General features: G+C 46.5%; 22 protein-coding genes. 12 read left to right on the top strand and 10 right to left on the bottom strand.

The genetic code is table 11. From position 1 onward, the window contains the following. Positions 1 to 20 precede the first annotated feature (20 nt). On the top strand, positions 21 to 479 hold the full coding sequence (locus SSED_RS17170; RefSeq protein WP_012143616.1) for a hypothetical protein: 459 nt from the start codon (positions 21 to 23) through the stop codon (positions 477 to 479). On the opposite strand, the gene SSED_RS23735 is transcribed toward SSED_RS17170, so the two are convergent. Beyond that, on the bottom strand, positions 476 to 1927 hold the full coding sequence (locus SSED_RS23735) for an ATP-binding protein (protein WP_012143615.1): 1452 nt from the start codon (positions 1925 to 1927) through the stop codon (positions 476 to 478). The two genes, SSED_RS17170 and SSED_RS23735, sit on opposite strands and share 4 nt — an antisense overlap. Beyond that, positions 1920 to 2606, bottom strand: a complete 687-nt coding sequence (locus SSED_RS17160) for a response regulator transcription factor (RefSeq protein WP_012143614.1) — start codon at positions 2604 to 2606, stop codon at positions 1920 to 1922. Before SSED_RS17160 ends, SSED_RS23735 begins: the two co-directional genes overlap by 8 nt. 210 nt (positions 2607 to 2816) lie before the next feature. Here SSED_RS17160 and SSED_RS17155 point away from each other — a divergent pair, with 210 nt between their 5' ends. From SSED_RS17155 to SSED_RS17145, 3 genes are all read left to right on the top strand, one after another. Beyond that, the gene (locus SSED_RS17155; protein ID WP_012143613.1) at positions 2817 to 4076 is read left to right on the top strand and encodes a hypothetical protein; all 1260 of its coding nucleotides are present in this window, start codon (positions 2817 to 2819) and stop codon (positions 4074 to 4076) included. Positions 4077 to 4232: 156 nt separating this feature from the next. Continuing rightward, positions 4233 to 5057, top strand: coding sequence for a DUF3465 domain-containing protein (locus SSED_RS17150; RefSeq protein WP_012143612.1), 825 nt, complete (start codon positions 4233 to 4235; stop codon positions 5055 to 5057). A 681-nt stretch (positions 5058 to 5738) separates the two neighbouring features. Continuing rightward, positions 5739 to 6782 (top strand): hypothetical protein, encoded by a 1044-nt coding sequence (locus SSED_RS17145; protein WP_012143611.1) that lies wholly within the window; start codon positions 5739 to 5741, stop codon positions 6780 to 6782. A 98-nt stretch (positions 6783 to 6880) separates the two neighbouring features. Here SSED_RS17145 and SSED_RS17140 read toward each other — a convergent pair whose 3' ends face one another. Further along, complete coding sequence (locus SSED_RS17140; RefSeq protein ID WP_012143610.1) at positions 6881 to 8038, bottom strand: MFS transporter; 1158 nt, start codon at positions 8036 to 8038, stop codon at positions 6881 to 6883. Positions 8039 to 8139: 101 nt separating this feature from the next. On the opposite strand from SSED_RS17140, the gene SSED_RS17135 reads away from it, so the two are divergent. Beyond that, positions 8140 to 8922, top strand: a complete 783-nt coding sequence (locus SSED_RS17135; protein WP_012143609.1) for an AraC family transcriptional regulator — start codon at positions 8140 to 8142, stop codon at positions 8920 to 8922. A gap of 177 nt (positions 8923 to 9099) precedes the next feature. Here the strand turns inward: SSED_RS17135 and SSED_RS17130 are convergent, their stop codons facing one another. Then, positions 9100 to 9963, bottom strand: a complete 864-nt coding sequence (locus SSED_RS17130; RefSeq protein WP_012143608.1) for a nuclear transport factor 2 family protein — start codon at positions 9961 to 9963, stop codon at positions 9100 to 9102. Between the two features lie 325 nt (positions 9964 to 10288). Between SSED_RS17130 and SSED_RS17125 the strand changes: the two genes are divergently transcribed. Continuing rightward, positions 10289 to 10960 (top strand): Crp/Fnr family transcriptional regulator, encoded by a 672-nt coding sequence (locus SSED_RS17125; RefSeq protein ID WP_041422261.1) that lies wholly within the window; start codon positions 10289 to 10291, stop codon positions 10958 to 10960. Between the two features lie 330 nt (positions 10961 to 11290). Here SSED_RS17125 and tsgA read toward each other — a convergent pair whose 3' ends face one another. Then, the gene (gene tsgA / locus SSED_RS17120; protein WP_012143606.1) at positions 11291 to 12469 is read right to left on the bottom strand and encodes an MFS transporter TsgA; all 1179 of its coding nucleotides are present in this window, start codon (positions 12467 to 12469) and stop codon (positions 11291 to 11293) included. Between the two features lie 143 nt (positions 12470 to 12612). Further along, complete coding sequence (gene deoD / locus SSED_RS17115) at positions 12613 to 13317, bottom strand: purine-nucleoside phosphorylase (protein WP_012143605.1); 705 nt, start codon at positions 13315 to 13317, stop codon at positions 12613 to 12615. Between the two features lie 290 nt (positions 13318 to 13607). Here deoD and SSED_RS17110 point away from each other — a divergent pair, with 290 nt between their 5' ends. Continuing rightward, on the top strand, positions 13608 to 14150 hold the full coding sequence (locus SSED_RS17110; RefSeq protein WP_012143604.1) for a hypothetical protein: 543 nt from the start codon (positions 13608 to 13610) through the stop codon (positions 14148 to 14150). 29 nt (positions 14151 to 14179) lie between these two features. Here SSED_RS17110 and SSED_RS17105 read toward each other — a convergent pair whose 3' ends face one another. The 3 genes from SSED_RS17105 to fdxA all read right to left on the bottom strand — a co-directional run bounded on the left by SSED_RS17105 (position 14180) and on the right by fdxA (position 17548). Then, on the bottom strand, positions 14180 to 15982 hold the full coding sequence (locus SSED_RS17105; RefSeq protein WP_012143603.1) for an HD domain-containing phosphohydrolase: 1803 nt from the start codon (positions 15980 to 15982) through the stop codon (positions 14180 to 14182). A gap of 355 nt (positions 15983 to 16337) precedes the next feature. After that, positions 16338 to 16700: a putative quinol monooxygenase gene (locus SSED_RS17100; protein ID WP_012143602.1), complete on the bottom strand. Its 363-nt coding sequence runs from the start codon at positions 16698 to 16700 to the stop codon at positions 16338 to 16340. A 524-nt stretch (positions 16701 to 17224) separates the two neighbouring features. Next, positions 17225 to 17548 (bottom strand): ferredoxin FdxA, encoded by a 324-nt coding sequence (fdxA, locus tag SSED_RS17095; protein ID WP_012143601.1) that lies wholly within the window; start codon positions 17546 to 17548, stop codon positions 17225 to 17227. Between the two features lie 271 nt (positions 17549 to 17819). Here fdxA and SSED_RS17090 point away from each other — a divergent pair, with 271 nt between their 5' ends. Together SSED_RS17090 and SSED_RS17085 are read left to right on the top strand one after the other, a co-directional pair. Further along, the gene (locus SSED_RS17090; protein ID WP_012143600.1) at positions 17820 to 19439 is read left to right on the top strand and encodes an NAD(P)/FAD-dependent oxidoreductase; all 1620 of its coding nucleotides are present in this window, start codon (positions 17820 to 17822) and stop codon (positions 19437 to 19439) included. Positions 19440 to 19564: 125 nt separating this feature from the next. Next, positions 19565 to 20263, top strand: a complete 699-nt coding sequence (locus SSED_RS17085) for a pseudouridine synthase (protein ID WP_012143599.1) — start codon at positions 19565 to 19567, stop codon at positions 20261 to 20263. Positions 20264 to 20374: 111 nt separating this feature from the next. Here the strand turns inward: SSED_RS17085 and SSED_RS17080 are convergent, their stop codons facing one another. After that, on the bottom strand, positions 20375 to 22045 hold the full coding sequence (locus SSED_RS17080) for a phosphoethanolamine transferase (protein WP_012143598.1): 1671 nt from the start codon (positions 22043 to 22045) through the stop codon (positions 20375 to 20377). Between the two features lie 213 nt (positions 22046 to 22258). Between SSED_RS17080 and SSED_RS17075 the strand changes: the two genes are divergently transcribed. The 3 genes from SSED_RS17075 to SSED_RS23730 all read left to right on the top strand — a co-directional run bounded on the left by SSED_RS17075 (position 22259) and on the right by SSED_RS23730 (position 26306). Next, positions 22259 to 22699 (top strand): hypothetical protein, encoded by a 441-nt coding sequence (locus SSED_RS17075; protein WP_150104355.1) that lies wholly within the window; start codon positions 22259 to 22261, stop codon positions 22697 to 22699. Positions 22700 to 22870: 171 nt separating this feature from the next. Next, positions 22871 to 24232, top strand: a complete 1362-nt coding sequence (locus SSED_RS17070) for a multiheme c-type cytochrome (protein WP_012143596.1) — start codon at positions 22871 to 22873, stop codon at positions 24230 to 24232. Then, positions 24225 to 26306 carry a diguanylate cyclase domain-containing protein gene (locus SSED_RS23730; RefSeq protein ID WP_190273167.1) on the top strand — a complete coding sequence of 694 codons (2082 nt, stop codon included), beginning with the start codon at positions 24225 to 24227 and terminating at the stop codon, positions 26304 to 26306. The genes SSED_RS17070 and SSED_RS23730 overlap by 8 nt, the downstream gene beginning before the upstream one ends.

The raw sequence follows: 26306 nt of genomic DNA, 5'->3' as shown, positions 1-26306 counted from the left end.
GCAGTCATTGAGGGAACGCTATGAACGTGTCAGGAATGAATCTGAATAACCCACCGGTAAGCCCCGGGATTAGTCAGGCTAAGGTCGAGTCTTCTACAAAAACGCAAGCCGAAGCGGGAAGTGAACTCTCTCAGGGAGCGGTTACTAGTCAAGGTGATACTCGGGTTTCAATTTCCAAAGAGGGAAGGGATGCACTGTCATCGGACTCGGGTGGAAAGCTGCATGCTCAAGCACAGGCTCAATCGGCGGAGTCTTCAGAGAAGCCTAAGAAAAAAATTGATGAGTTGATAGAAGCAGTGAAGGAGAAGCTCGAGAAGCTTAAAGAGGAGCTAAAACAGCTGGGAAATGATAAGAGCGAGGCTGGCGAGAAGAAACGTAAGGCACTGCAGTCAGAAATTTCCGTCCTCACGGCTCAACTCATGGATCTGACCAATCAGAAGATGGAGCAGGAGAAAAAAGAGCAAGCGGGAGCCGCTTAACCCGTACCGGAACAGTTCTTCATAGCGAGCCTAACTGGGCTTAACCGGCAACTGAACCTGGCTCCGCCCAACTCGCTGCGACTCACCTCTAAGTGGCCATGCATTCGCCTCGTTGCGGCTTTAGCTATGGCCAAACCTAAGCCAAGGCCGCCGGTTTGCTGACTGCGGCTCCTGTCTATACGGGAGAAAGGCAGGAAGATTGAGTCATAATGTTGGCTCTCGATACCGGGGCCATCATCATCGACGCTAATAACAAGATGACTCTCTTCGTCATGTTTTTCGTGTCCACCGACTGCCACTGTTACCAGGACTCTGGATGTCGCGTATCTGAGCGCATTCTTGAGCAGGTTATCGAACATCAAACGCAGATAAACCGGGTCACATTCGAGTTGCTGTGGCTCCATATCTAACGTGACGTCTATAGCCTGATCTTGGTCTAACTGTTGTTTCTGGTTTAACAGCTGCACTCGGCTTTTAAAATATTCATCGAGGTTGATGAGCTGCTTGCTCTGGCACGCTTTCAGGCACTCTTCCTGACTTAGTGTGGTGTTGAGTTTAGAGAAGGTGAGCACCTGCCGGGTTAACTCATCGATGTCGTCGATATAACAGTCGATGTTATCGAGCAGTTCCCGCTCGTCAGCTTGCTGACAGCGCTTACGAAGTAATCCGGTTGCTAACTGAATTCGACTCAAGGGCGTGCGCATCTCATGGGGCACGGCTTGTGCGAAGATTTGATTTTCTTTCACCGTTTCGGTTATCGATTCTGCCATGCGGTTAAAGCTGATCGCCAGTGAATTCACCGGCTCGGAAAACGCTTGTTCGGCCCGGGCATTAAGCTCACCATTACCAAACTTTTGGTTGGTATCGATAAGCTGGTTGATCTGTTTCTGCAGTTGACGCACCGGATAGTAGAGAGTGGCACCAATGGCTAAGGCTGTAACGATAAGTAGAATAAAGGGGATTAACTCTCCGGGGTCTTCGTGCCATATTTCAGCAAGAGTTAATGGCTGTTTTCCATCATTATTTTCAAAAAGTAGGCTGGCGGGAGCCTGGTCGCCGATTAATATGGCACCCTTGGTACCATCGAGGGGATAGGCTGCGAGCAGTTGCTCATCATTAAGTCTATAGATGAATGAGCCGGCTATCTTATTGAGAAATTCACACTCCCCACACTCTGCTTTATCCTGCCACTGCTTCTGCCATTCAATGTTGAAATGGTAATGATTAAGCAGCATATCGTTGAAGTACTGCTCTGGAGTTAAACCTGAGCGGTTCAGGTCAGACTTAATTTCAGTGAAGACGTAATAGGTATCCTCATAAAAATCGACGGTATCGCTCTGTTCAATAAACTGTTCACTAAAATAGAGAGTGACAAAGATGCTGGCACACAAGGCCACAATCATGCTGACGTAGAGTCGGGTAAACAGTGGGGGAAGATAGTTAGCCATCGATCAACATATATCCTTTGTTTCGTACCGTTAATATGACCTTGTATGGTGGGGTATCGTCATTTAATTTCTTTCTCAACCCTGAGATCCGCATATCTACCGATCTGTCATTAAAGTCATAATCTATGCCTCTTAGGGAGCGACAACAATCGTCTCTGGATACGATGCACCCGGCATTGGATGCCAGAAGCAGTAACATCTCATATTCGGCCGCAGTCAGTTGGGGGGTGATTTCGCCGTAGCTGACGAGCTGTCTAGACGTATCGATATGAAGCTGACCCAAATTAAGCTGATTTTTTGCCGGCTGAGCGACTTGAGTCCGCCTGAGCAGGGCTTCAATTCTTGCTACCATTACATGGGGGCGCACCGGTTTTGTCAGGTAATCGTCGGCGCCCAGTTTGAGCAGACTGACTTCACTCATATCATCGGCGCAGGCGGTCAGTACGAGTATCGGCCCGGTATGGAAGGTGCGCACCTGTTTACAGATCTCGATGCCGTCTAAACCCGGTAACATCAGGTCGAGTATGATCAGATCCGGTTGATGTTGTCGTACTGCGTTTACCGCATGCAAACCATCGTCGATGATCTGTGTCAGATAATCTTCCGCTTCGAGATACATGGCGGTTAGCCGCGAGATCTCTTTATCATCCTCAATGATGAGTATGTTTGCTTTAGCCACGAAACCTTTCCTCTGTTTACCTATGACTCGATTTTCTGGATCAAAACACTTGAGTGTCAGGCTTAAGTTTACAGGGTATTTATCGTATTGGTAGCGTGCTTACATCCGCTTACATGGGGAGCCGCAGAGCTTACATCCTCTTACTCTGCGAGTGAAACTGTAATGCTAATGTTATCTCTCGAATGGTTCAGGTTGCAGGAGTGATATGTAATGAAGAGAGTATTAATGGCGGGTGTGCTCGCAACAGGTTTGGTGGGAGTCGTTGCATGTAACTCAGATTCTGGCAGCGAGACGGCGGTTACTACCGCTTCCGGAAATTCAGGCGGCTCCGGCTCGGTAAGTACCGGGTCAAGCAGCGAACTGTCGGCTGCGACTCAAGCCTTGGATATAAAGAGTGTGCCCGAGTCCCTTTCGGCGACCTACAGCGCGGCGCTTAAGTTTAATCGTTACACGCAAGTTAAAGCCCCTAATGGCAAGTCTATCCATATTATCGCTCAGGATAAGTTGTCCGATAATCAGATTGTCAGGTCGCGCTCAATTCTGACTCACTATCTGACCAATTTTCCGGGGTCAGAATATGGCAGTGACAAGTCGGCGGTTGCAAATAAGATGGCCGATAACGGCGCTATCTTGTTGCTGCTCAACGGCAGCGATGATGGCAGTAACCCTGCGACAAACCTAGGGGGGCAGCCTCTTTATCAGAACGAAATTCAGGTCGAGGGAGGAGCCTGGTATATCAATCAAAGCTTCGATGGGCACCGCGATGCCAGCTTCGAAGAGATACTTCATATGGTCCACGACTATGGTATCGGTGTGGATCAAAACAGCCAATTTATCGGGGCACTAGCCGATTATCAGGCCGAAATTCGCAGCGCTCAGATAACCGCCGTCAATGATAAGCTATGGGGTTTTGCTTCACCGGATTGGATTGCGGAGCTCACCACAGAGAACAGCCTGTCTCAGGAGTATCTGGCCTCAGTCGTCGACTCCTACTATGGTCTGTGGGGAGCCTGGTCAGGCAGTCAAACCCATGGTATGTGGGGAGAGTACGTGGCTAAAACCAGAGCCGAGATTGTTAGTGAAGATATGCAAGGCTCGGCACTGATGGGTAATAAGTTCTTTCATCCGTACCTTACCTATAATGCGAGAATAGATGAGAGCTTCAGTGGTGATTTTAGCTTGAAGTTTAATTCGAGCCTGGGGTATACCCATCACTCCCGATATCTTAAAGATGTTAGCCTGACTGGTGATAAGAGTAGCAACATTATTGTTAATAGCTTCGATAACCAGATCAAGGGAAATAGCGGCAACAATATCGTGATGTTCAGCGGCAGCTCATCACAATACAGCATTGAGAAACTGGGAGATGGCTCCAGTGTGGTTACCGATATGGTGGATGACCGGGATGGCATCAATAAGCTTATCGATATCGAAAGTGTCGCCTTTACCGATACAAATATCACGCTCTGAACCCGATATAGATAAGGGAAACGTATCTAAGCCGCTTTATCGAGCGGCTCTTACTGCTATCAATCAGAGGTCTTTTATTTTTCTATTTTATTCTTGCATTTAGGGGTACATTTGACGGAATTATCTGTCAGCTTGTGTTTGAGAAAGAAGAATTTAATGCATAATCGAATTGTAAAAGGGACCCTCGTTCGTTGGAAGGATGACAAAGGCTTCGGTTTCATTGAGCCTGAAACAGGTTCAGGTACTGACAGTCATACCGATATCTTTATTCATGTATCTCAGCTCAGGCATATGAGCAGGCGGCCACTGGAAGGGGATACCATCTTCTTTCAAATTGAGCATAAACCCGGTGGCAAACTTAATGCTATTGAGGCGCGCATCGAAGGTGTCGAAGTCAAAGCCCAGACAGAAGCTAAAACTAAGTCTAGGCTGAAGTCTAAAAACCGTACTCCAATCGGCCCCATTCTCTATCGCATAGGGATCATGATGGTGGTGCTGGCCATCGCAAGCTTTGCTTACAATCGTGCCATCGCCCCCTTCCTTGCCAGCTCTTCAACATCGGGTTTTGAGCTTGCCGTCAATGATTCGCTGCAACAGCCCCCAAGCTCGGTACAAAATGGCACTGCGCAGAAAGGTACTTCACAGTTAGGTACTTTACAGATAGCTGAGGCATTTAATAATCGGCAAAGTGGCCTGCAGGTTAACAGCAGTGGGACGGTCAGCAAGATATTGAGCGATGACAACGAGGGCAGTCGCCATCAGCGCTTTATTCTCCGTTTATCTAATGGGCAAACCCTGTTGATCGCCCATAATATCGACTTAGCACCACGGATAGCGGGCATAGGCGTCGGTGATAATGTGGCGTTTTATGGTCAGTATGAGTTCAATAACAAGGGGGGCGTTGTACACTGGACCCATCATGACCCTCAAGGAAGACACCCCGGTGGCTGGTTAAAGCATAAGGGACAAACCTACCAGTAATGACTTCTGGACACATTTTATTCCTATAAATAGTCTGGCCGTTTTTTATTCTCAGCCAGACTCACCCGCTTGGAGATGTAAACTCCTGCCTGCCAAAATTCATGTATTTCGCAAATACTTCAATGCCTGCCTAGATGAGAGTCACCCGTATTGGGATAAATGTTAACTTTATTCGGTCGATTTTTGATGAATCCTAAGGTGTTATCCGCTCTTTATCAATCAATGTGACAAGCTTCACATTTTATAGATTAGATTGAGTGTGCGTGTAACTGTTTGAGACTACATCATTTCATAGAAATATGACGCTTCAAGCCTTCATACCTTAAGGTTAAAACGGACTTAAAATCTGAGTGTATATAAGATGATTTTATATCGCTCCAGCCCGCGCCATTACTGAGTTTGTACTATATTTTAACCATGTAAACAGCGGTGCATTATGCGATGCATTTTGTGTCAAAAGGGCACGGAATCTGAGCAGGTGTTTGTAAGAAAAAGAATTAATGGATATATGCTACATACATGGAAGGGACGATAGTTAAGTAGCTTAAACTCATTCCGATACAGGCTTCGAAAGCTCATTAATAATGGTCGGAGCAAAGTGTTAAGGAAGTCGAATCGGCACCAGAATTAAACTGCCCCCGGGATAAGCTCGCAGTTTAGTTAGTTTTCCAGGAGAAAACGATGAAACATTCCAAAAAGGTTTTAACTGCGAGTATCGCCCTCTTGCTTGGTGTGAGTGGTGCGGCATTTGGTAACCTACTTGAAAATCCCGGTTTCGAAGTCGCTGATGGAGACGCGTTGAATGCTCTCGATTGGACACAAGATGCCGGCGCTGAAAGGTCTGGTGCTACAGGTTATGCTGGTGGTACACCAGCATGGTCCATGTTTATGAGCGGGGATGGTGAAGCTGTATATGAAGGTAGTGCCTATCAGGAGGTTGGCGGGCTTGATGAATGCTCACCTTACGGCTTAGCAACTTTCGAGGCAAATGGCTTTTACGATAACAGTGGCTTAGCCGGCTCTGTGGCTGGTATGACGGTTGCCTTTAATGTGGGCACCCCATTCGAAATGGCAAGCGATGGCGATAATGGCGGCTATGAAGAGATGACGGTGTTAGGCAATATTCCAGCCTGGGCTGTATCGGCAATTGTGACCGTAGACGGTATGCACCCAACCCCTTCTACTGAACCTAGCGTGCATTGGGATGATATCGATTTCTCCACCGACTGTGTCGCCGATTATGCTAAAGTCAGCGGTAAAGCCAGTGATAGTAATAGGCCTGGTAAAGGTAAAAATAGTGATGGCTGGAATCCTAGAGGGGCTTATTCATTCTCTGGTGCGATAGGTACCCTTGAGAGTGAGGCTTGTGAAGGGGCTGCTCCGGTCGGTATGTTGCATATTAACTATAAGAATGCGGGTTTCTCTTGTGACTTTACCCCTACCGCGCCAGTTGACTATGGCGAAGGCACAGCCACATTAGCCGTGAGCTATCTGTGTGAAATCGCCGATGGTGACGATCTGGAAGGAATAGCTGTGATCCAGTTGACTCAAGGTACTGGTTTACCTAAGGGGAAAAATAAAGATAGAGGCATGATCTCGGTCACCAATGATGATCTTGAAGATGAGGATGGTATTAACATTGATGCCGATGATGAAGATCCCGAAGCTAATCCTTTTAGTCTGACAAAAGGTAACGTAAATCTAATGCCTGCTGATTGTTCATAGTTGTGAATTATCTATTTGATGACGTGGAAAGTGCGTTATTAAAGTGTCGAGGAGCCAAAAGGCTCCTCTTTTTTATGACTAAATAGTATGAAGCCGGTTTACACTCCCTTCGTCGACAGAACCGGGGTTACGTTCTTGAGATTGAGCAGACAAAGAAGAGTCGTCAGCCCCGCCGCGAGCAGTAACACCAGCCCCAGATTCTGCAGCACTCCCGCCAGCGCCAACCCGGCGCCCAACATCAGGTAATAGGCCAGACCGAACAGGGCGCCGGCGCTTCCCGCCACCTGCTTATAATCGACCAGCGCCTGACTGAGGATATTGGGGATGGCGATACCGAACGCCTGTACCACACATACCATGGGCAGCAAGAAAGCCAGGCTCGACTGCAGCAGGTAGACACCAACACCGCCACACAGAGCGAGTATCGATGCCAGATTGATGAGTGTCACAGCTTGCCAACCTCTCGACAGCAGCCGCTTATTAATCAGGCTGCCTATCAATGAACCGAGCCCCAGAGCGATGCCGCTATAGCCAAACGCTATCGAGCTCATGTTAAGGTCTGCGAAGATAAAGGGGGCCAGCGCATAGTAGCTAAAGAGCATCAGGTTAAACAGGGCTGCTAAGGTTGCACTACGCATCACTTGTCCGTTGCATATCATCTGCTTAGCCAACGGCAATAATGGTACCGGCGTTAAGTGTTGTGGGCGTGTCTCCGACAGGCAGCATTGGCCTAGCAGTAATAAGACCAGACTCAGGCTTAGCAGAAAACTAAATACGCCTAAGTGTCCCAGGTTTTGTGCTATAGCACCGCCTAACATCAAGCCCAGCACGGGGCTGATTGAGATCCCCATTCCCATCACAGAAAATACCTTGCCAAGCTCAGGGCCTTCGAAGCTGTCGCGCAACATGGTTTGAGTGACGATTGAGCCAACAGCTGCGCCAAATGCCGAGATGATTCTGGCCAACAACAAGGTTTCGAAGTTTCCGGCCAATAGAGCGATGAACGCGCCTATACCATAGGTGATTAATCCATAAATCATCGCTTTTTTACGGCCTAGGGTGTCACATAATCGCCCCCAGACCACCACACCTATAGCAAAGGCAATAAAGTAGACCGAAAGCGTTTGGGATGCGGTTTCAAAGCTAACCCAAAATGCCTGTGAAATATGGGGAAGTGATGGACTATAGATGGTTTCAACGACCTGAGGAAACATCAACAGGGTTACCATTAGCCAAATCGGGGGGGGATTTTTCATCGGTTTATACTCATTAATACGGCTTCAATAGCGGCAAGTATAGTGATGTCACCGATGTCCGGTTATAATGATAAGAACGAAAAGTATCAGAATGGAGACAGATGGCGTTTATCAAGCAAGAGAACCGTTTCGATGTCGATACCTTGGATACGCAGGTGGTTGGTATTGCGGCCGATGTGGGCCGGCATGACTCGGGGATGCACAGGCATGGAAAGGCGCAGCTTCTTTATGCATCGCTTGGCTGCATGAACATCACCTTAGATAACACTCAGTGTATATTGCCCCCGACCAAGGCGGCATGGATCCCTGCGGGCGTCGAGCATTGTGTTCAAATGCGCAATGTCGTGGCCTATCGCTCCGTCTATTTCGATATCCGTAAGTTCTCCGATCTACCGCAAGAGGTGAAGATCATCTCGGTAAATGCCTTGCTGCAGGCATTAATCGAAAGGATGGCGATGTGGGAGTGGGATAAGCCGAACCGGGAGCAAGTCGCGGTCACTACTCTGTTTATCGAAGAGCTGGAGTCTGCCCCCCAGGAGTCTCTGTTATTACCTTTGCCAAGTGATCCGCGATTGAAGCCTTGGTTATCTGCACTGCAATCCGGGGATGAGCTACCTTTAGCCCTGAAAACGATGGCGAAGGGAATTGGCGCGAGTGAGAAGACCATATCCCGAATTTTCAGCAGGCAGACCGGTATGCCCTATCAGGCGTGGCGGCAGCAATGGCGATTACACGGTGCCATCGAGCGTTTAGCATTGGGGAGTTCGGTATCTGAGGTCGCCTTCTCGTTAGGTTTCTCCAGCGATAGCGCCTTTATCAGCTTCTTTAAACAGCATCTGGGTAATACGCCTAGCCAGTATATAAAAGCAAAAACAGCCGATTAGCCCCTTGGATTATCCGAACTGTAGACCAATGATACCAATCCGGATTGGTATTAAGAAAGAGCCCGATATCCAATGTGAATATCGGGGATTCTTTTTAAATGCTAGTTTTAAAAGCTTATTTTAACAGCTTATTTTAGAAGTTTAGCTCAGACATTTACCTTAGCGCCTTAGCGTGGCTTAAAGACCGCCGAACTTACCGTTGTTGTTCTTCCACTCTGAAATAGGGGCGATAGTTTCGATGACATCCCAGTGTTCGGCAACTTTGCCATTTTCGATACGAAACAGGTCGTAAAATGAGGTCTCTGCACCGCCCAATGTACCCTCGCTGATACTCAATACGAAGTTACCTTCTCCCAGTACCTTATAGTTCTTGGTATAGATCATCTCTATCCCTTGTTGGGCCATGGCTTCGAGGGCGGCGCCCAGGCCCGACACACCATCACCGATTTGAGGGTTATGTTGCAGGTAGTTGTCGCCATCGAAGTAGTTGGCCAGTTTATCGAACTCACCTTTTACCAGTATGGTATCGACAAAATCGGTTACCAAGGCCTTATTTTCTGCCGTTTTATCTAAGTCGGTTACCGTCGTTGAGCCATCTATCTGGCTATGGCCGCTCGGGTTGGGGAGGTCTGATGTAGCGATGAGATTATCCCAGTGCTCGACAATGACGCCGTCTTCGAAACGGAACAGGTCGAAACCAATCTTGGGGCCGAAGAAGTTATAATCGGTATGGGTAAAAACGAACTCCCCATCTTCGAATGCGCGGACCACATCGACCCTGGCGCTGCCTTCGGGTAACGCCTGTAGTACGGCGCCAAATCCTGCCAGGCCATCGCCGACAGAGAGGTTATGTTGGGTGTATTCGAGTGGGTTGATATATGAGATCGCCTGCTCATCGCCGGTTTCTATGCTGTTGAGTACCGCAACGGCCTTGTCTTTATTAGATAGCGTCATACTTTCCTCATTTGAGTTCGAATCATCGTTACACGCTGTCAGTGAAACTAACGCCATCACCAGTGCGCTCGCTATGGTCTTTTTCATTGTTTTCCCTCATCTCGATGTTTGTTTTTCTTGATGGGATAAGCTTAAACTTCTGCTTAAAATTACTGCAGGTTAATCGCGGCGAATAAATGGTGAATATCGAACCTTTGTGCTCAGATGTGATTCACAGCCTATATAATACCCGAGTTGCTGCTGAGTTTGTCAGCCTAACTTTTGGTGTTTTAACGCCTTTAGCCGTTAATCGAACCGGGCGGTGAGGGGAGTTTGAAGCAGCCTGTCTATCCAGCTTAATCTCGCATTCGTAATATGCTCGGGTATAATGAGCCCACAGGCCAATTCAGTTTTATTTACCAATGTATTTACTATGCAGTTAAAACCACTTTCGAAAGGTCGCTTTCATACGCTTTGGGAGCAGGAACATGGCGAGGTCGAGCGGATCATGCTCGATTGCATCAGTGAAACTAAAGTGGTGCCGGCTCATCAAAAACTGATGCAGCAGGGGCAGAAGGTGAGCTCACTTATCTTAGTGAAACAGGGTCGTGTCTCTTTAGGTTACTCAGCCCGCAATGGTCGCAGCTTTCAACTCGGCACCATGGATTGCGACTCACAGCTCTTTGGCGAGATGGAGTTTTTTAGTGACTACCTGTGTCAGCTCGACATTATTGCCGAAGAGAATGTCGAAATTGAGGTGATCTGTGGCGAGAAACTGCAGCTGGCGTTAACGAACAAACCTATGTTTGCGCTTTTCTTTGCCAGTGCAATTGCTATCGATTATCAAGACACCATAGATATTCTGACTCGTCGTATGTTATATCCTATTGCCTATAACATCGCTTATGATCTGTATCATCAGCATCTTAACGACCAACCCGTCGATGGCTTTACTAAGTGTTATCTGGAAGCGGAGCGGTTTGCGACAACCGATCGCGTGTATCGTCGCTCGGTAAAGAAATTAGAGGAGCTGGGGCTGATCCAAAGGGATAAGGAGGGCATCGTTATCTGCGATTTCGAGGGACTCAAAGCCTATATCGAATAGCCTGCGTATCTGCTTATTCTCTATTTCTATCAATATTAATGTAAAAATGAAAAGCCCTGCAAGTTTTGGTAAAACTTGCAGGGCTCAGATCGTTTTCAGTTCAGGCAATCTTAGATAAGGATAAGCTACGCTGTTTATCACTCTGTTGACTGGCGTTCATCATCAACAAACTCAGCCGCTTGGCACGTCTCATCCTTATTTTTCGCATTCTTGCCTTAACTCGAATCGTTCTCTTGTTTCGCATGTCAGTACTTTACTCAACCAGTCATTGTTCAAGATTGCAGTTGCAGCAATTATACCTATTTAAATCGGTATTTCATCATTAACAAGTTAAGCAGTCGCTAATCTGTTTTCTGCTGTTTTACGGCGAGAGATGATCAGCATACTTAAAATCATGGCGTAAATAACCGGGATAGCATACATCACGGTCTGTAGGCCAATAATGGTTTCAAACATGGAGCTTATCGCCGGGCTGAACATGGCGCCTGCACTGCCGCTGATTAAAATGAAGGAGACATTTTTACTGCTGGCCTGTTTCACAAATGAGACGCCGTAGGCGATAAAGGAGTTATAGAGTGCCGCACAGACAAAGCCGTAGCCGTAAGTGAGATATGACATCCACTCCAGTTTATCTGTGGTGACGATCACACTGGTGATGATTAAGGCCAGAGCCATCATCCCCATCAGGAAGTTTTGAATTTTCACGCGAGATACAATTGCAGTGGAGATCAGGGCGCCAACCAGGGCCGCCGACCAATACTGAGTGATGATGTTGCCCGCTTCTTCAAATGGAATATCGAACTTCTCTTTGACGAACATAGGAGCCCAGGTCAGGAAGGTATAGAGTGCCAACATGCCGAGGAACAGGCCGAGACCGGCACTGATTATTGAGAAATTCCATTCAGATTTTTCATCGTTACTCTCACCAGAATCCTTATCCACCGGACTATCACACAGGTCGAAATTCGTCATCAAGGCCATGATTGCCGTACCTAAAGCCACTAAACCTACGGCCAGATAGCTGTAGCTCCATGATAGTGCATTGCTCAGTGCGTACGTGGTTATCAGCGGAAATACCACTCCGGCGACATTAAAGGTAGCATCCTGTACCACTAACATGGTGCTCTGGATCTTCTCTTTCCATACCGATACCACTATGGTGCCTGCGATGCACAGACCCACACCGCCACACAGCCCGATAAGTGTCATGGCCATCATGACAATACTCAAAGATGAGGCGAAGTGAAGCGCCGCGGCGCTCAGGGCGATAGTCAGGTAACTCATTAGGGTGATACGTTTGACGCCTATCTTCTCGATCAGGAAGAAGGCCGCAACGGTACCCGCCAAGGAGCCGCCGTTGAGAAGGGAGAAAATTGATGCGACTTCATTAACGTTAGCCGAAAACTTCTCGGCGATAGGTTCGATTAACATTCCAAACTGAGTCGCAAAACCCGCCATGATAAAGTTGGCGAGAAAGCTCAACAGTGTGAGTGATATTTTGTTTTTCATCATCGGTCCTTTCTTCATCGATCTTTAGTGTCTTTTATAAGGCTCGCAGTTGATCCATTATTTGTTTTTTTATGGGCGAGTCTTAAACTGCCATTAATGATATCGATATACTGCGAGCGTGAACTGATAAGGCGTGCCTTGTATTAGCTACATGCTGTCTCTAAAGCCAGCTCGATCATCTGATTGAATGACAGCTGACGCTCTTCGGCTGACGTCTCTTCCCCGGTGAGACAGTGATCCGACACGGTTAGAATCGCTAAGGATTCGATACCCTGCTGGTGGGCCAAACCATAGAGACCCGCCACTTCCATATCGATGCCGAGTACCCCGAAACGCTCCAGTGCCGGGATCATATCCTCATCGGGATCGTAATACATATCGCCACTGAAGATGTTGCCCACCTTGACGCTGATCTGTTTTTCAACCGCTGAGCTATAGGCTTTATGCAGTAGGTCGAAGGTGGCCGAGGTGGCCATCTGGTAGCCGCTGCTGCGCTTTGCATTGGTGGGAGAGTCTGTGCCTGCCGCTTGTGCCAGGATCACATCGTGTAGCTTCACATCTTGTTGGGTCGCCCCCAAACTGCCGACACGTATGATGCGCTTCACACCGAAATCATTGATCAGCTCGTGAGCGTAAAGCACCATAGAGGGGATGCCCATACCGTGGCCCATGACGGAGATACGCTGGCCCTTGTAGAAACCGGTATAACCCAACATGTTACGTATATTGGTGATCTCTACGGCATCATCGAGGAACGTCTCGGCGATGTACTTGGCCCTTAATGGGTCGCCTGGCATGATGATGGTTTCGGCAAAGTCGCCCTTTTGGCCGTTAATGTGTGCAGTCATAACTATTTTCTCTCTTTAGTAATCTGGTATGAGTCATAAATTGATTCGATACTACGACCGACAGCGACAGGTCTATTAGGACAAAAGTCCGCAAGCAGGAATTAAAGTGAGAATTTTGAACCGATACTAGACAGCAAACCGTGAACAGGACGCTTGGGAAATGATTTCTGAAGACGCAGTTTCATTGAGTGAAAGCTGGGATTCTCCTACGGGAACAATTGACTCACATCTAGGTATGTTTATTCCCGCAGTGTAAAATGGTACGAAGGGTTTCAGTGTAATGGTAAAAAATGAAAAAGTTATACGATGGCAAGATGGTTAAGAAACAGGCTTTTATAGGCTGGTTGATCGCCATGACGGGTATTCTTCTGCAGTTTGTACTGGAAAACTTAGTATGGGGAGAGAGTCGACCAGATATGGCGGCCTACATCGTTGGTGTCCCCTTCGCCATAGGCGGACTTATCTTTAGCCACGCGCTTTTCACCATGCTCACGGGGGAGGAACGTCACCCCTTGGATCGCCTGGATGAAAACTTTGTCGATATCTATCAGGCCAACATGATCCGAATACGAAAGCATTTTAAGGTTTGTGCGGTCATTGCGGTGATTGGCGTCGGCTCGCTGGTCCTGTTTTTTACCACTCACGTCCCCATTTTTGGGGCGGGATTTCCGCTGGTCATGCTCGGCATCTTCTATTACGTTTTTGCGCTATATCGATGGGGAAGGTGTCCGGCATGCCATCATGTAGCAACCGATAGCAGTGGCCGCTCTGTGCAGCTGAACCTGAGTAAATGCCCACATTGCGGCGCTAAGCTAAGTAACACAAACAGTTGAAGGCATTGCTGCGAACTATCTGGCTAGGCTTACCGATTAACACTAATCCTGTCATGGGCTCTGCTACCCGTTTCATCGCTATTTAATGTTAGCCAGTTATCGAGCTTATCTACTGAGCCGATGCAGTCCTCCTTTATATTGACATGCAGAGTATCCAGTGAAATTCCTGTGTCGCACAGTAGGGCATCAATCGGGCCTAACTCCCCCTCGATTGGATAGTGTTGCTTATGCAACACGATAAAATCATCACCGTGTATCCTGAATATCAATGCCTCAGGAAATGAAAATATCAAGGATTGTGTCACATCGATAAGTATCTTATTGCCTTTTTCCCAACCTTGTTCTTTATTGTACTGGGTGAAATTGGTCAGTAAAATCAGGTTGATGCAGTTGTATGGGGCCTCGCTATACTTGTCACTGTTGATCAGAAGCATATTGTTCAGGTAGTCACGATTATAGGCGCCGGTTAACTGGTCCTTATAGAAGTAGGCAAACCGCTCTTTCTCTATCTCATTTACCGGTAGCTGGTTTGATTTCGGGCTGGCGACACCTTTCAAGGCTATCTGAGCTGCCTTAACGACTTCAGCGTTAAACTGTTTACCCCCCAGCAGTTGAAGCTCTTCGAGTGCTGATTGAATCGTTTTTCTGCCCTTGTAGACACGATCGGTCGTCATGGCATCGAACGCATCGGCAACACTCATAATTTGTGACAGCATAGGGATCTGTTCACCTTTCAGACCCTGGGGGTAGCCAGAGCCATCATAGTGTTCATGGTGATGACGCACTATCTCTGCAATCCCCTGGAAGATATCCACCCGCTTTAACATCTGGTAACTGGTTACTACATGTTGCTGAATTATTTTACGCTCTAAGGGTGATAGCCTTCCCGGTTTCAGCAGGATTGAGTCGGGTGTGGATATTTTGCCCACATCGTGAACCATAGATGCGCGATAGAGTTTATCTATGGCTCTGTCGCTGTAGCCCATCTGCTTTGCGATAAGAGATGCATATTTTCCAACACGTTTAGTATGGCCGGCGGTATAGCTGTCGCGGTTCTCTATCATGTCGACGATGGAAAAAATATGTTGCTCATAACTGGCGATTTTTTCTGAGATATAGCGCCTGGTGCGCCAGTATCCGAGTAAGATTGTTGCCACGCCGATTAACCACACTACGGCAACATAGGGGAGGCTGGCTTTCAAGCGTGAAACAGCACTAGTGTAATAGGGAGAGAGTGCAATCGACGCCGATATTCCACCACGCACATCACCAACCTTATAGCCTTGATGACCGTGACATTTTAAGCATCCCTCTTCGGTAAATAGCGGGATAATAAGCCTCATATGCTCCTGGCCATCGATGGGGTGGATTTCGTGATGGGGAGTTCTTGTATCTTCGATAATATTCAGAGAGTCAGATTCCCACTTATCGGCTTTATTGTCGGGGTTGAGTGGTGTATTACTGACTATGCGTCCCTTCGTTCCGTAAAGCTCAGAGTAGTTTTTCATCGTCTGCTTGATTGCGTAAGCAGGGTTCATGAGTGTTAACCCCTGGCCAGTCTCTGTTTTTATATCACGGTTGGGGATATGAGCCAGATATGGGTTGGGTTGGGTATGTTCGGTTATCGGTACATAGACCCCACCGTGGGAAGTGACCCAAGAGCGGTAGGCCAGATCTTTTTTTATGCTTACCGTGGCTTCTTTGAGTGCCAGCCTTTCGGCGTGACGATTTTCCTGACTAAACCAATTTATCAGGATGGAAACGATTAAGATTGTCCAGATTAAAAACAGCGTTACTACAATGAATTTGAGATACGTGACTTTAGTATTCACTCAACACTCCGTTCTTCCATGAAGCTATGCAACACTTGGTTATCGTAAGATTATCATGACCTTTCTCTGAGAAACGCTTCGACTCTTTGTTTTTAGGCATCAATCAATCGATTTTCCCCCACAATTTCACCTCCCTGATGGTGAGTGTAGAAAGGTTAAACGTCGTATTAGATTTAAGCAAGTAGAAAAAGGTCGAATAATTAGTATATCTATTTGATTTATTTGGTGCTGTTCGATTGCTTTAACTTGTTAGGTTTAGGGGCAGCATGGCATTCGCTAAGTCTGTTGAGCATGGTACGGACGCTCTTACCTGCAGTTTATCACTGACAGGTAAGAGTAGAGGTGTTTCGGTATGTTATTTGGCGCCTAATCCAAAGATGGGGGCGTCGTAGTCGTATCCTTCGTCCGTGTATGCGGTGACGATGGCATCATCGACCAGGCCATCTTTTGCAATGACCTGTGTATTGAAGAAGTGGTGTATCTGTTTACGGCGGCCATGTGCCGCCCAACTCTCACCATCGGCCCATATTTCATTAAACACGATGGGGTAGTTAGTCCGGGTGGCGCTGGGATGGTCAATCTGACGTGTGAGCATATATTGAATGCAGCCTTGCTCACGCAGAGCATCTGGCTCGAGTGCCTTTAATACTTCAAACAATTCAGATTCTTTACCGGCTTTTGGGCGAAATTGTGCGATAACATAAACGCGAGTAGACATTGAATTGGCCTCTTTCCATAGTTAAGAGAAGGGTTTACTTAGAAAAAATGGGGTAATCCTGTAACTACAGTATTCAGGAATTTTAGCCCATAGTGACTCGTGATGGCTAATAGTTAAACTTAACATATGAATCAGGGTGATAGTGCCCTTAGTTTCTATTCATGATGATATGTTTATTGTAGTTAGCCACTCGCTGAGTTTTATCTATGCTCACTTGTCAGTCGGCTTCGCTGTACTTCTAATACCAATCGGTATAAGAAAGTGGTCAACTCAGAGTTATTTTTGGCTGCATAATTCAAGGCGAAAGAGTGAGGGAATGGTGATCCCTTTTGAACTCATTCAACACAGAAGTAGGCTGCCAAAAACACTCCTGAAAGGCGAGTTTTAGCACTTCTGATACGGCGTTAACGAGCTTAAACGTAGAATAACTATGTTCCTCACTCGTTGCCTTGCCTCACAAGCGCTAAACTCTCGCTGAGTGACCACACCTTTATACCGATTGGTATTAATGTGGCTGGAGCAGACTAAATGATTAAGTGCTCTCTTTTATTTTTAACGCCATCCCATTCTTCTGCATCAGCCGGAGCCTCTTTTACCTCAGTGATCACGGGCCAAATTTGAGCAAGTTCGGCATTGAGTTCGAGATATTGCTCCATCCCTTCGGGTAGGTCATCTTCTTGAAAGATAGCTTGAGCCGCGCATTCGGGGACACAAAGGTCGCAATCGATACACACTTCTGGATTGATGGCTAAAAAATTAGGCCCTTCATGGAATGCATCGACGGGACAAACTGCTACGCAGTCGGTGTATTTACATCTTATGCAGTTATCTGTGACAACGAAAGCCATATTATTCTTCGCAACTTTGATTTGATTTCTGTTAAACTTCCGCTAGAAAGTCTAACTCGCAGTGCCGGGATCATACGGATCCAAACACGAATTTCAATGTTTTTCGATATCATCAAGTATGACAAATTGACGTGATAAACATATGAAAATCGTCTGCTCAGTATACCGCACCACTTTGACGTTTATTTTTGACTATACCCAAGCCACTTCGGAATTCTGCATATTGAAGTGGTTTGGGTATATAACCAAGTAACATAAATCTGGAAAAACCATGATACGCCTCTCTAATATTAAACTCGACCTCGATCACTCTCCAGAAGAGCTGACTCAAGCTATCTTAACCATGCTTAACATTGCGGCCGATGAGCTGGTTGAAACTGTGGTGTTTCGTCGTGGCATCGATGCCCGAGCTAAAAACCGTATCTTCCTGCTTTATACACTCGATGTCACCACATCGAAAGATGAAGCCCTGCTTGAGCAGTTTGCTGATAATCAGTCGATTAAACCAACGCCTGATATGAGCTATAAGTTTGTCGCTCAGGCGCCAGAAGATCTTGGTGAGCGCCCAGTGGTGGTTGGCTTCGGTCCATGTGGTATTTTTGCCGGTTTAGTGTTGGCGCAGATGGGTTACAAGCCGATTATCCTTGAGCGTGGTAAAGAGGTGCGTGAGCGCACTAAAGATACCTTTGGGTTTTGGCGCACCAAGAAGTTAAACACAGAATCGAATGTGCAATTTGGTGAAGGCGGCGCGGGGACCTTCTCTGACGGTAAGCTCTGGACCCAGATTAAAGATAAGAAACATTATGGACGTAAGGTACTCAATGAGTTTGTTGCCGCAGGCGCTCCCGAAGAGATCTTATTTGTCAGTAAGCCACATATTGGTACCTTTAAGTTGGTGAGCATGGTCGAGAAGATGCGCGCTAAGATTATCGAGTTAGGTGGCGAAATTCGTTTCAGCGCTCGGGTAGACGATTTTCATATCGAAGATGGACAGGTACTCGGCCTTACTTTAGCGGACGGTACTCAAATCAAGTCGAAGCATATCGCTTTGGCCATAGGTCACAGTGCCCGTGATACTTTCAAGATGATCTACGACAGCGGTATTTACATCGAAGCTAAGCCGTTCTCGGTTGGGTTCAGGATCGAGCATAAACAATCTGTTATCGATGAAGCTCTGTTTGGTAAATTTGCCGGTCACCCTATTTTAGGTGCGGCAGATTACAAGCTCGTTCACCATTGTAAGTCAGGCCGCTCAGTGTATAGCTTCTGTATGTGCCCAGGTGGCACTGTAGTCGCGGCAACCTCTGAGGAGCATGCGGTAGTCACTAATGGTATGAGTCAGTATTCACGTAATGAACGCAACGCCAACAGCGCCATTGTGGTCGGTATCGATCCAGACGATTACCCGGAACATCCATTGGCGGGCATCGAGTTACAACGTCAACTTGAGAAAGCGGCTTATGTGCTTGGTGGTGAGAATTATGATGCGCCGGCTCAGTTAGTCGGAGACTTCTTAACCGGGACTTCGTCTGCTGCAATTGGTGGTGTAGAACCCTCTTATAAGCCGGGTATTAAGCTGACGGATATGACGGGCCTGTTACCGCAATACTGCGTCGATGCGATTCGTGAAGCTATTCCTGCCTTTAATAAAAAGATCCGTGGATTCGCCATGGAAGATGCAACCTTGACCGGCGTTGAGACCCGTACCTCTTCACCTATCTGCATCAAGCGTAGCGATGATTTCCAGAGTATCAATACCAAGGGTTTCTACCCATCTGGTGAGGGTGCCGGATACGCGGGCGGCATTATGTCATCTGCCATCGATGGTATTAAAGTGGCTGAGGCAATGGCCTTAAGTATCAATGAGCAAGCAGACAGCAAATCAGCGTAGGAATTGTTGATTGGCTTAAGTTAACCAAACTCAATTCAACTCAATTCAACTCAATAAGGGGCTTACATAGTGAGTCCTTTTTTATTGGCCTGATATGGGCTAAATAATTTCGTTTTTGGACAGATATGCGGCTTGATAAATTTTTGTGTAAGAGTACTGAACTGACTCGCATTGAGGCGACGGCATTAATTGTTGCTGGTGAGGTGCTCGTCAATGGGCAAACTGTCACATCGGCGTCGACTCAGGTGCATGAAAATAACCGGATCACCTTGGATGGGCAAGTGCTCACCCCACGAGCCTCACGATATATCATGATGCACAAGCCCCTCGATACTCTCAGCTCAAATGTCGATGGCGATTATCCCTCTGTGATGAACTGCCTCGATGTCGATAAGGTGTGTGACCTTCATATTGCCGGACGTTTAGATGCCGATACCACAGGTTTAGTCTTGGTCACCGATGATGGGCGTTGGTCGTTTAATATTATTAACCCTAAGTATCATTGTGAAAAAGTTTATCGGGTTAGTTTGCGCGATCCTATTAATGATGATGTTGCCGGGAAATTTGCCTGCGGGGTTCAGCTTCAGGGGGAAGCGTCACTGACTCTACCGGCAAAGCTTGAGGTGGTGAGCCCAACAGAGGTGCTATTAACCATCACGGAAGGCAGATACCATCAGGTAAAGCGCATGTTTGCCGCCGTGGGGAATCGGGTTAACGGCCTGCATCGACAGCAAGTTGGCGATATCAAACTGGATATTGGGCTCGGACAGTGGCGGTATCTGACAACTGAAGAGATTAACTCATTTTCCGTGCTCCAGTTATAGTCCAGGCCGTTCTGTATTACCTATAGTTTTCGTAGAGTTTATCCAGCGCGATAACCAAGCATTTAGTATAGCCGTACAATGAAAAGAGACCGTAATTGTGCGAGCTTAGTTTCAATTCTGCAGTTGAGTGAGCCTCATCCCCTCTTGAGATGGGGTCTGCATACACTTTGCGAACATATCTAACTCTTTATCGTATTGCGTCGAGTGAACATTCAACATCCCCAACATGCTATGGAAGATATTGTCGTGACTGAAGGTATCTCTCTTTGCTTGGTCTTGAAGACAAGCGGTATCAATATACGGGCTTCGTTGCTCGGGAAACCAGGCCAATAAGGGGATGTGCTTCTGCTCTTCTGGGGCGAACGCATAGGGAAAACCGTGTAGGTAGGCGCCGGATTCACCGAGCGATTCACCATGATCGGAGACATATAGCATAGAGGGCTGTACATCCTGTGGCAGGGCATTGAGGCTTGCGATGACCTTAGATAACACCAGATCGGTATAGGCAATAGTATTGTCGTAGGTATTGAGCAGAGACTCAGGAGAACAATTTTGTATATCACTTCTTTGACAGTCGTCCTTGAAGGGGCGAGTTTCACTGGGGTAACGTCTGAAATAGGTTGGCCCATGAGAACCTATCATATGGAGCACAACTAGGGTGGTAGGAGCGCTTAAGTTTGCAAGTTTCTCTTGAAGCGGTTCGAGTAGCACTTCATCTAAGCAGTATTCACCATCACACAGAGGGTTATTGGATTTCACATCGATATTGATGGTGGGCACGCGTTCACACACACCCTTACAGCCATTGTTGTCTACCCAAAGTACATCGACTCCGGCCAGCGATACGAGATCCACTAAATTTTGCTCATACTCAGCATCAAGATTATCGAAACTGCTTCTGGTCAGAGCCGAGAACATGCAGGGAACGGACACCGCCGTTGCCGTTCCGCATGAAAACATATGCTCAAACGATATCAGCTTGTATTTTTCGGTGGCCTGGTTTGTCGGCTTACCATAGCCGTTGTATGAGAAATTTTGGGCTCTGGCCGTTTCACCCAGCACCATGACAATTACTTTTTTATGTTTAACATCGGTGTTGTTCAGACTGGGATGGCTGTCCAGAGTCTTAAAGCTTCTTGGCTCGGTAAAATATTGGTCTCTTGTGTATTTAAAACTGTCGACCAGATATTGAAAGGGGACGGAAGATTTTTGTAGCTGTCTGTTATTACGCCCAACAGAGGCGTAGTTAGGGTAAAAAAGAGCGGCGATGATGAGTATTGACAGTATAGAGGTCGCGACTAACTTTATTCTCGATACCAAAGACTTTAGCCTCGGGTAATGCTTAATTTTTACCAGCAGGATAAAGGCCGCCGGTAACACACCGGTAAACAGAAAGAATGCCGCAACATGCCAGTTCAGGTAAGACAATGCCTCTGCCGTATGGGTTTCAGCCGAATTTTGGATCATACCGTAATCGAATACGACGCCATAACTCACCTTGGCATAGAAAACTAAAGAGGAGATAAGAGTCAAACCGATCAGGACGGGCTTTAGCATGGGTCTTGCTGAAAAAAGTGAAAACAGAATCGTACATAGGTTGAATGCCAGAACCGGGACCGTGGCGAGAAATAGCAGATTAAAGTCATCTAAGGCCAGTACCGTGGTGGTCACCTCTTTCAGGAAAGGAAAGTTAAATACCAGAGTAAAGTAGAGTGCAACCAATAGGATAAGTTGATTCGTGCTCAATTGGCATTTTGAGAAACGGTTTAGCAAAGATGACATGATTTAAAGCCCTAGGATAGAGATGAGTTGCGGCGTAATGTTGGTGCTCATCCCTAAGCGCAGGAAGCATATCATCGGCAGCAGGTCTGGAATGTAAGCGGTTGTCCGCCTCAGGTAAGCGTATGTAAGCGCCCTGTAAGTAGGCTTCATCGGAAAGCCAAATTGGAGAGGGTGAGCTAGGCTGTAATTAGCGACTAGACTAATGGATCTGCGATGAATAGAGACCTTGTGATCTTCAGCAAGCGAGTAAGAGCGGTTTTTCAGAACGATAGAGCTAAGATCGATCTGCCTTTCTTCTCTGGTTTTCCGAAGAACTCCTGCCGCGGAGCTTCCATCTTCCTTGGCTACTTACTCAATGCACGTTTTCCTGACTCAATGATTGAGCTTATCCATGGTTCGAATCGATATAAAAATGAGCATCACTATTGGCTCGAGGTTGACGGTTATATATTCGATATCACCGCTGATCAGTTTGACCAATTTTCATCCCCCATCTATGCATCGCTAGCCAATCCGCTGCAAACCTATTTCTCAGTTATCGAACGAAGCTGCGTGACTAAATCATATATGGGTTATGCTCTGGAGGAGACGCTAAAGAGTGATATTCTGAGGAACTTAAATGTATTGCTAAGTAGTTGCAAAATGCCCTTCTGAAATAGCTGGATTATTAGTTGATTTGGTGGTCAAAACGGGGAGTAGATCAAAAGAGCTTCACTAATATAAACAGCAATATTGCCTTACTCTTTATAATCGCTATATTAAATGTAACAAAAAATAACAATTAGCTAAAAGCTAGTGAGCAACTCGGCAGGATTAAGGGTCTTGATGAAGAGTAAAAGAAGAGTATTAATCACTGTTTACCTTTTCTTAGCGGTAGTGTTCTGTCTGCTGAGCGGGTCCGTTTATTTTCATTATGACGTAAACGATAAGGCACATTATGTCACCTCACAGGAGTGTCAGCAGTGCCACAGTGTCAGATATGACTCCTGGAAAAATCAAACATTGCATCCCGTCATGTTTCATCCCATTAATAATCTGGATGAGATACAAGGTGATTTTGACATCGATACCCCTGTTGTCACCTTTAAAAAAGAGGAGGTTGAATTTGTCATAGGCAATAAGTGGGAGCAGGTCTATGCCAGAATGATCGATGGCGAATATTATCTATTCCCTGCCAAATGGCTGATAACGACTCAACAATGGATCCCATATAAAGTTGATAGTTGGAGAGATACTCCTATGTCGACCAATTGTAATGGTTGCCATACCACAGGGTTTAATTCCGAAACCTATGAATTTTCTGAGTATGGGATAGGTTGTGAAGCCTGTCATGGGCAGGCGAGTAAACACGTAAAGCTGCAACAGCGACTCGCCCCCGATACCCTGTGTAGCCTTTGTCATGCTAATGATCTCCCCCCTGAGGATAAAGAGATAATCGTGTCGATTAAAAACTCCGTCTGCGGACAGTGTCATAGCCGAGGTCAGCAGAGTCGAGGGAACGAGCACATGCAAACCAGCTTTAATTTTCCGTTGAACTATAAACCCGGAGAAGCGCTGCCAGCCGATTATCAGCAATCAACGAAGCAAAACGACAGTAAAGGCAAAAATTGGTGGGCTACGGGCTTATCAAAAAACAGGCATCAGGAATTTGCGGACTTTTCGGTATCGGCGCATAGCAAGTCTCTTCGAAACTTGAAAGAGAAAATGACACCAGACAGAGGTGAACTCACCGATGAGTGTCTCGAGTGCCACTCGGCAGATTATCGGTTTGCAGAAGAGGGCAGTAAACCAACACTCGAAACGGCTCAGGAGGGAATAACTTGTGTGGTTTGCCACGATCCCCATGGATTAGACCGTGAATTTAAATCATTACATGTGAGTGCCGAGCGTTGTGGCTCCTGTCATCTCGATAGTTTTTCAAATAAGGCTGCCGATACAGGCAGGGCGCATAGCCCCTGTCCACCGAGTGCGGCGATCTGTGCCGATTGTCATATGCCCTACATTATTAAATCCGGCGGAGCATTTCCTATTCGTAGTCATGCTTTTAAAATTGTACCACCTGCTGCTACTGAGGCACTGAATATGCCTAACTCCTGTCAGAATGGGGGGTGTCACGAGGATAAAACATTAGAGTGGGCTAAGCAGGCCTTCGATGAACATTATCCGGAATATACCGGAAATGAATAGGTTACCAACAAAGAGTAAGTTAACTAAATACTTTCCCTTCATGAAGAAGATAGGTTACAAGCTCACGGGGAGTTTCCTTGTGGCTATTCTGTTTGTACTTGCGGTTGGCCTGTTTTTCAATTTGAAAATGGTTCAGAGTAATTATTCACACCTGATGAATTCAGAGTTTCAAGGCATTTTAGATGCTCATGAGTTTGCAATGAAACAGTATGTCACCGCGTCCGAGACCTGGTCCAAGCATTTAGCGGATGAAAATGAGCTTAGAGATATTTTAAGCCGTTCCGAACTGTCTGCAGCGAATACAGAACATTTCTTTAAGGAGCATGAGGTTGTTTTCTTCGAGAGCACATTTGTTAATCTTCTCGACAACAAGGGAAAGGTGATCTATTGCTCCCATCAATGTGAATATCTCGGGAACTCGTTTTTAGGCGTTGAACTTATCCGGCAGGTGAGAAGAGCATTAACGACTAAGAGTGCGATTGTCGGAGATAGCGACAAGTTTGCATTTTATGCTGCCAGCCCGGTATTTAAAAAGGGCTCGACGACCGAGAGTATAGGCTTTGTCATTGTTGGGAAGATTATCGATGATAATTACCTGTCGAATATTCAATTGGGTGATGATGACATTGAGATGGCCATCGTTCGAGACAGGGCGGTAATGGCCTCGACAATAAAAATCGATGGTGAACCGCTTATCGATATTCCTCTGCCTTATTTGGAATATCTGCAGCTATTAAAGAAAACTGATGCAATCATTGAGATCACGTTTTCAAAACAGAAGTATTTTGTAACCGCTAAAAATCTTGTTCAAATGAGTGGGGGGATGCCGGGTTCTATTTTACTGTTGAAGCCTCGTAAAGAGCTTGAAAGTATCGAGTCTGCACTGTTTTCTCAATATATGTACCTGACGCTCTTGTCTTTAGTGATCATAATTGTATTAGGTACAGTCATCACCAGACGCCTTCTATCTCCGGTGATCAATCTAACGAAAGCCTCTATCGAGGTTGCCAGTGGAAAACAGGGGATAAGGGCCGAAATCCAGAGCAGTGACGAGTTTGCCGTATTGGCCAGAAATTTCAATACCATGCTGGTAACCATAGAGGAGCAGCACTGCTTTATCCAAAAGCAAAATGAATCATTGGAGGAGCGGGTCGAGGAGAGAACACAAGATCTGCACCTTGTGATGAATGATTTGAAAAAGCTGACCGTTGCCGTTGAGAAAAGCCCTGTTGGCATGCTCATCACCGATTCGACGGGAATTATAGAGTACGTCAACCCAATGTTTACAGAGCTGTCCGGCTATTCCAGGGAGGAGGCTGTGGGGCAAACGCCGCTAATATTACAGTCAGAACATACCAGTGAAGATAAGATTAAACAGCTCTGCCAACAGGTCTCTCAGGGACATTCCTGGCGGGGAGAGTTTTTGAATAAGACGAGTCATGAACAGCTGCTGTGGCATAGAGTGTTGATCACGCCAATTACGAATGAGGATGGTCTGATATCTCATTACTTAGGGTCGATAGAAGATATTACCGAGAAGAAAGAGAGCGAGGAGAAGCTAATTCAGCAGGCAACGTTTGATACCTTAACTCAGTTACCTAATCGCTTCTTGGCCGAATACCGCCTGAATCAAACACTCTCAGCCGCCCAAAGAGACGGCAAGAAAGGTGCCCTGCTGTTCCTCGATTTAGATAACTTTAAAGAGGTGAACGATACTCTGGGGCATCATGCCGGGGATGAGCTTTTGAAAAGAGTGGCGACCTTGATGAAGAATGCAGTAAGAAAAGAGGATACCGTTGCTCGCCTCGGTGGCGATGAGTTTCTGGTGATATTGAATCATATTCAAAAACGTGAGGATGCTGAGTCTGTAGCCGGTAAAATTATCAAATTGGTCGCACAAGAACCTCTGATTGAAAATTGTTCCATAAAGGTGTCAGCCAGTATCGGAATTGCCGTTTTTCCAGATGATGCGACTAAGGCTAAAAAATTGATGCAAAAGGCTGATACAGCCATGTATGTGGCCAAAAAACAGGGAAAGAATCGTTTCAGTTTTTTTAAGAGTGAAGATGAGTAA

It is taken from the genome of Shewanella sediminis HAW-EB3, assembly GCF_000018025.1.
Classification (GTDB): Bacteria; Pseudomonadota; Gammaproteobacteria; order Enterobacterales; family Shewanellaceae; genus Shewanella; species Shewanella sediminis.
Note: the sequence above shows the minus strand (reverse complement) of the source record. Positions and strands in the feature narration are given on the sequence as shown.

Bases quoted from the DNA above. Each gene is read 5' to 3' on its own strand.
- fdxA (WP_012143601.1), bottom strand. From the start codon at position 17,548: ATGGCTTTCGTTGTCACAGATAACTGCATAAGATGTAAATACACCGAC.
- SSED_RS17085 (WP_012143599.1), top strand. From the start codon at position 19,565: ATGCGGCTTGATAAATTTTTGTGTAAGAGTACTGAACTGACTCGCATT.
- SSED_RS17145 (WP_012143611.1), top strand. From the start codon at position 5,739: ATGAAACATTCCAAAAAGGTTTTAACTGCGAGTATCGCCCTCTTGCTT.
- SSED_RS17090 (WP_012143600.1), top strand. From the start codon at position 17,820: ATGATACGCCTCTCTAATATTAAACTCGACCTCGATCACTCTCCAGAA.
- SSED_RS17140 (WP_012143610.1), bottom strand. From the start codon at position 8,038: ATGAAAAATCCCCCCCCGATTTGGCTAATGGTAACCCTGTTGATGTTT.
- SSED_RS17100 (WP_012143602.1), bottom strand. From the start codon at position 16,700: ATGTCTACTCGCGTTTATGTTATCGCACAATTTCGCCCAAAAGCCGGT.
- tsgA (WP_012143606.1), bottom strand. From the start codon at position 12,469: ATGAAAAACAAAATATCACTCACACTGTTGAGCTTTCTCGCCAACTTT.
- SSED_RS17170 (WP_012143616.1), top strand. From the start codon at position 21: ATGAACGTGTCAGGAATGAATCTGAATAACCCACCGGTAAGCCCCGGG.
- SSED_RS17135 (WP_012143609.1), top strand. From the start codon at position 8,140: ATGGCGTTTATCAAGCAAGAGAACCGTTTCGATGTCGATACCTTGGAT.
- SSED_RS23735 (WP_012143615.1), bottom strand. From the start codon at position 1,927: ATGGCTAACTATCTTCCCCCACTGTTTACCCGACTCTACGTCAGCATG.
- SSED_RS17075 (WP_150104355.1), top strand. From the start codon at position 22,259: ATGAATAGAGACCTTGTGATCTTCAGCAAGCGAGTAAGAGCGGTTTTT.
- SSED_RS17070 (WP_012143596.1), top strand. From the start codon at position 22,871: ATGAAGAGTAAAAGAAGAGTATTAATCACTGTTTACCTTTTCTTAGCG.
- SSED_RS23730 (WP_190273167.1), top strand. From the start codon at position 24,225: ATGAATAGGTTACCAACAAAGAGTAAGTTAACTAAATACTTTCCCTTC.
- SSED_RS17080 (WP_012143598.1), bottom strand. From the start codon at position 22,045: ATGTCATCTTTGCTAAACCGTTTCTCAAAATGCCAATTGAGCACGAAT.
- SSED_RS17150 (WP_012143612.1), top strand. From the start codon at position 4,233: ATGCATAATCGAATTGTAAAAGGGACCCTCGTTCGTTGGAAGGATGAC.
- SSED_RS17110 (WP_012143604.1), top strand. From the start codon at position 13,608: ATGAAAAAGTTATACGATGGCAAGATGGTTAAGAAACAGGCTTTTATA.
- deoD (WP_012143605.1), bottom strand. From the start codon at position 13,317: ATGACTGCACACATTAACGGCCAAAAGGGCGACTTTGCCGAAACCATC.
- SSED_RS17155 (WP_012143613.1), top strand. From the start codon at position 2,817: ATGAAGAGAGTATTAATGGCGGGTGTGCTCGCAACAGGTTTGGTGGGA.
- SSED_RS17125 (WP_041422261.1), top strand. From the start codon at position 10,289: ATGCAGTTAAAACCACTTTCGAAAGGTCGCTTTCATACGCTTTGGGAG.
- SSED_RS17130 (WP_012143608.1), bottom strand. From the start codon at position 9,963: ATGAAAAAGACCATAGCGAGCGCACTGGTGATGGCGTTAGTTTCACTG.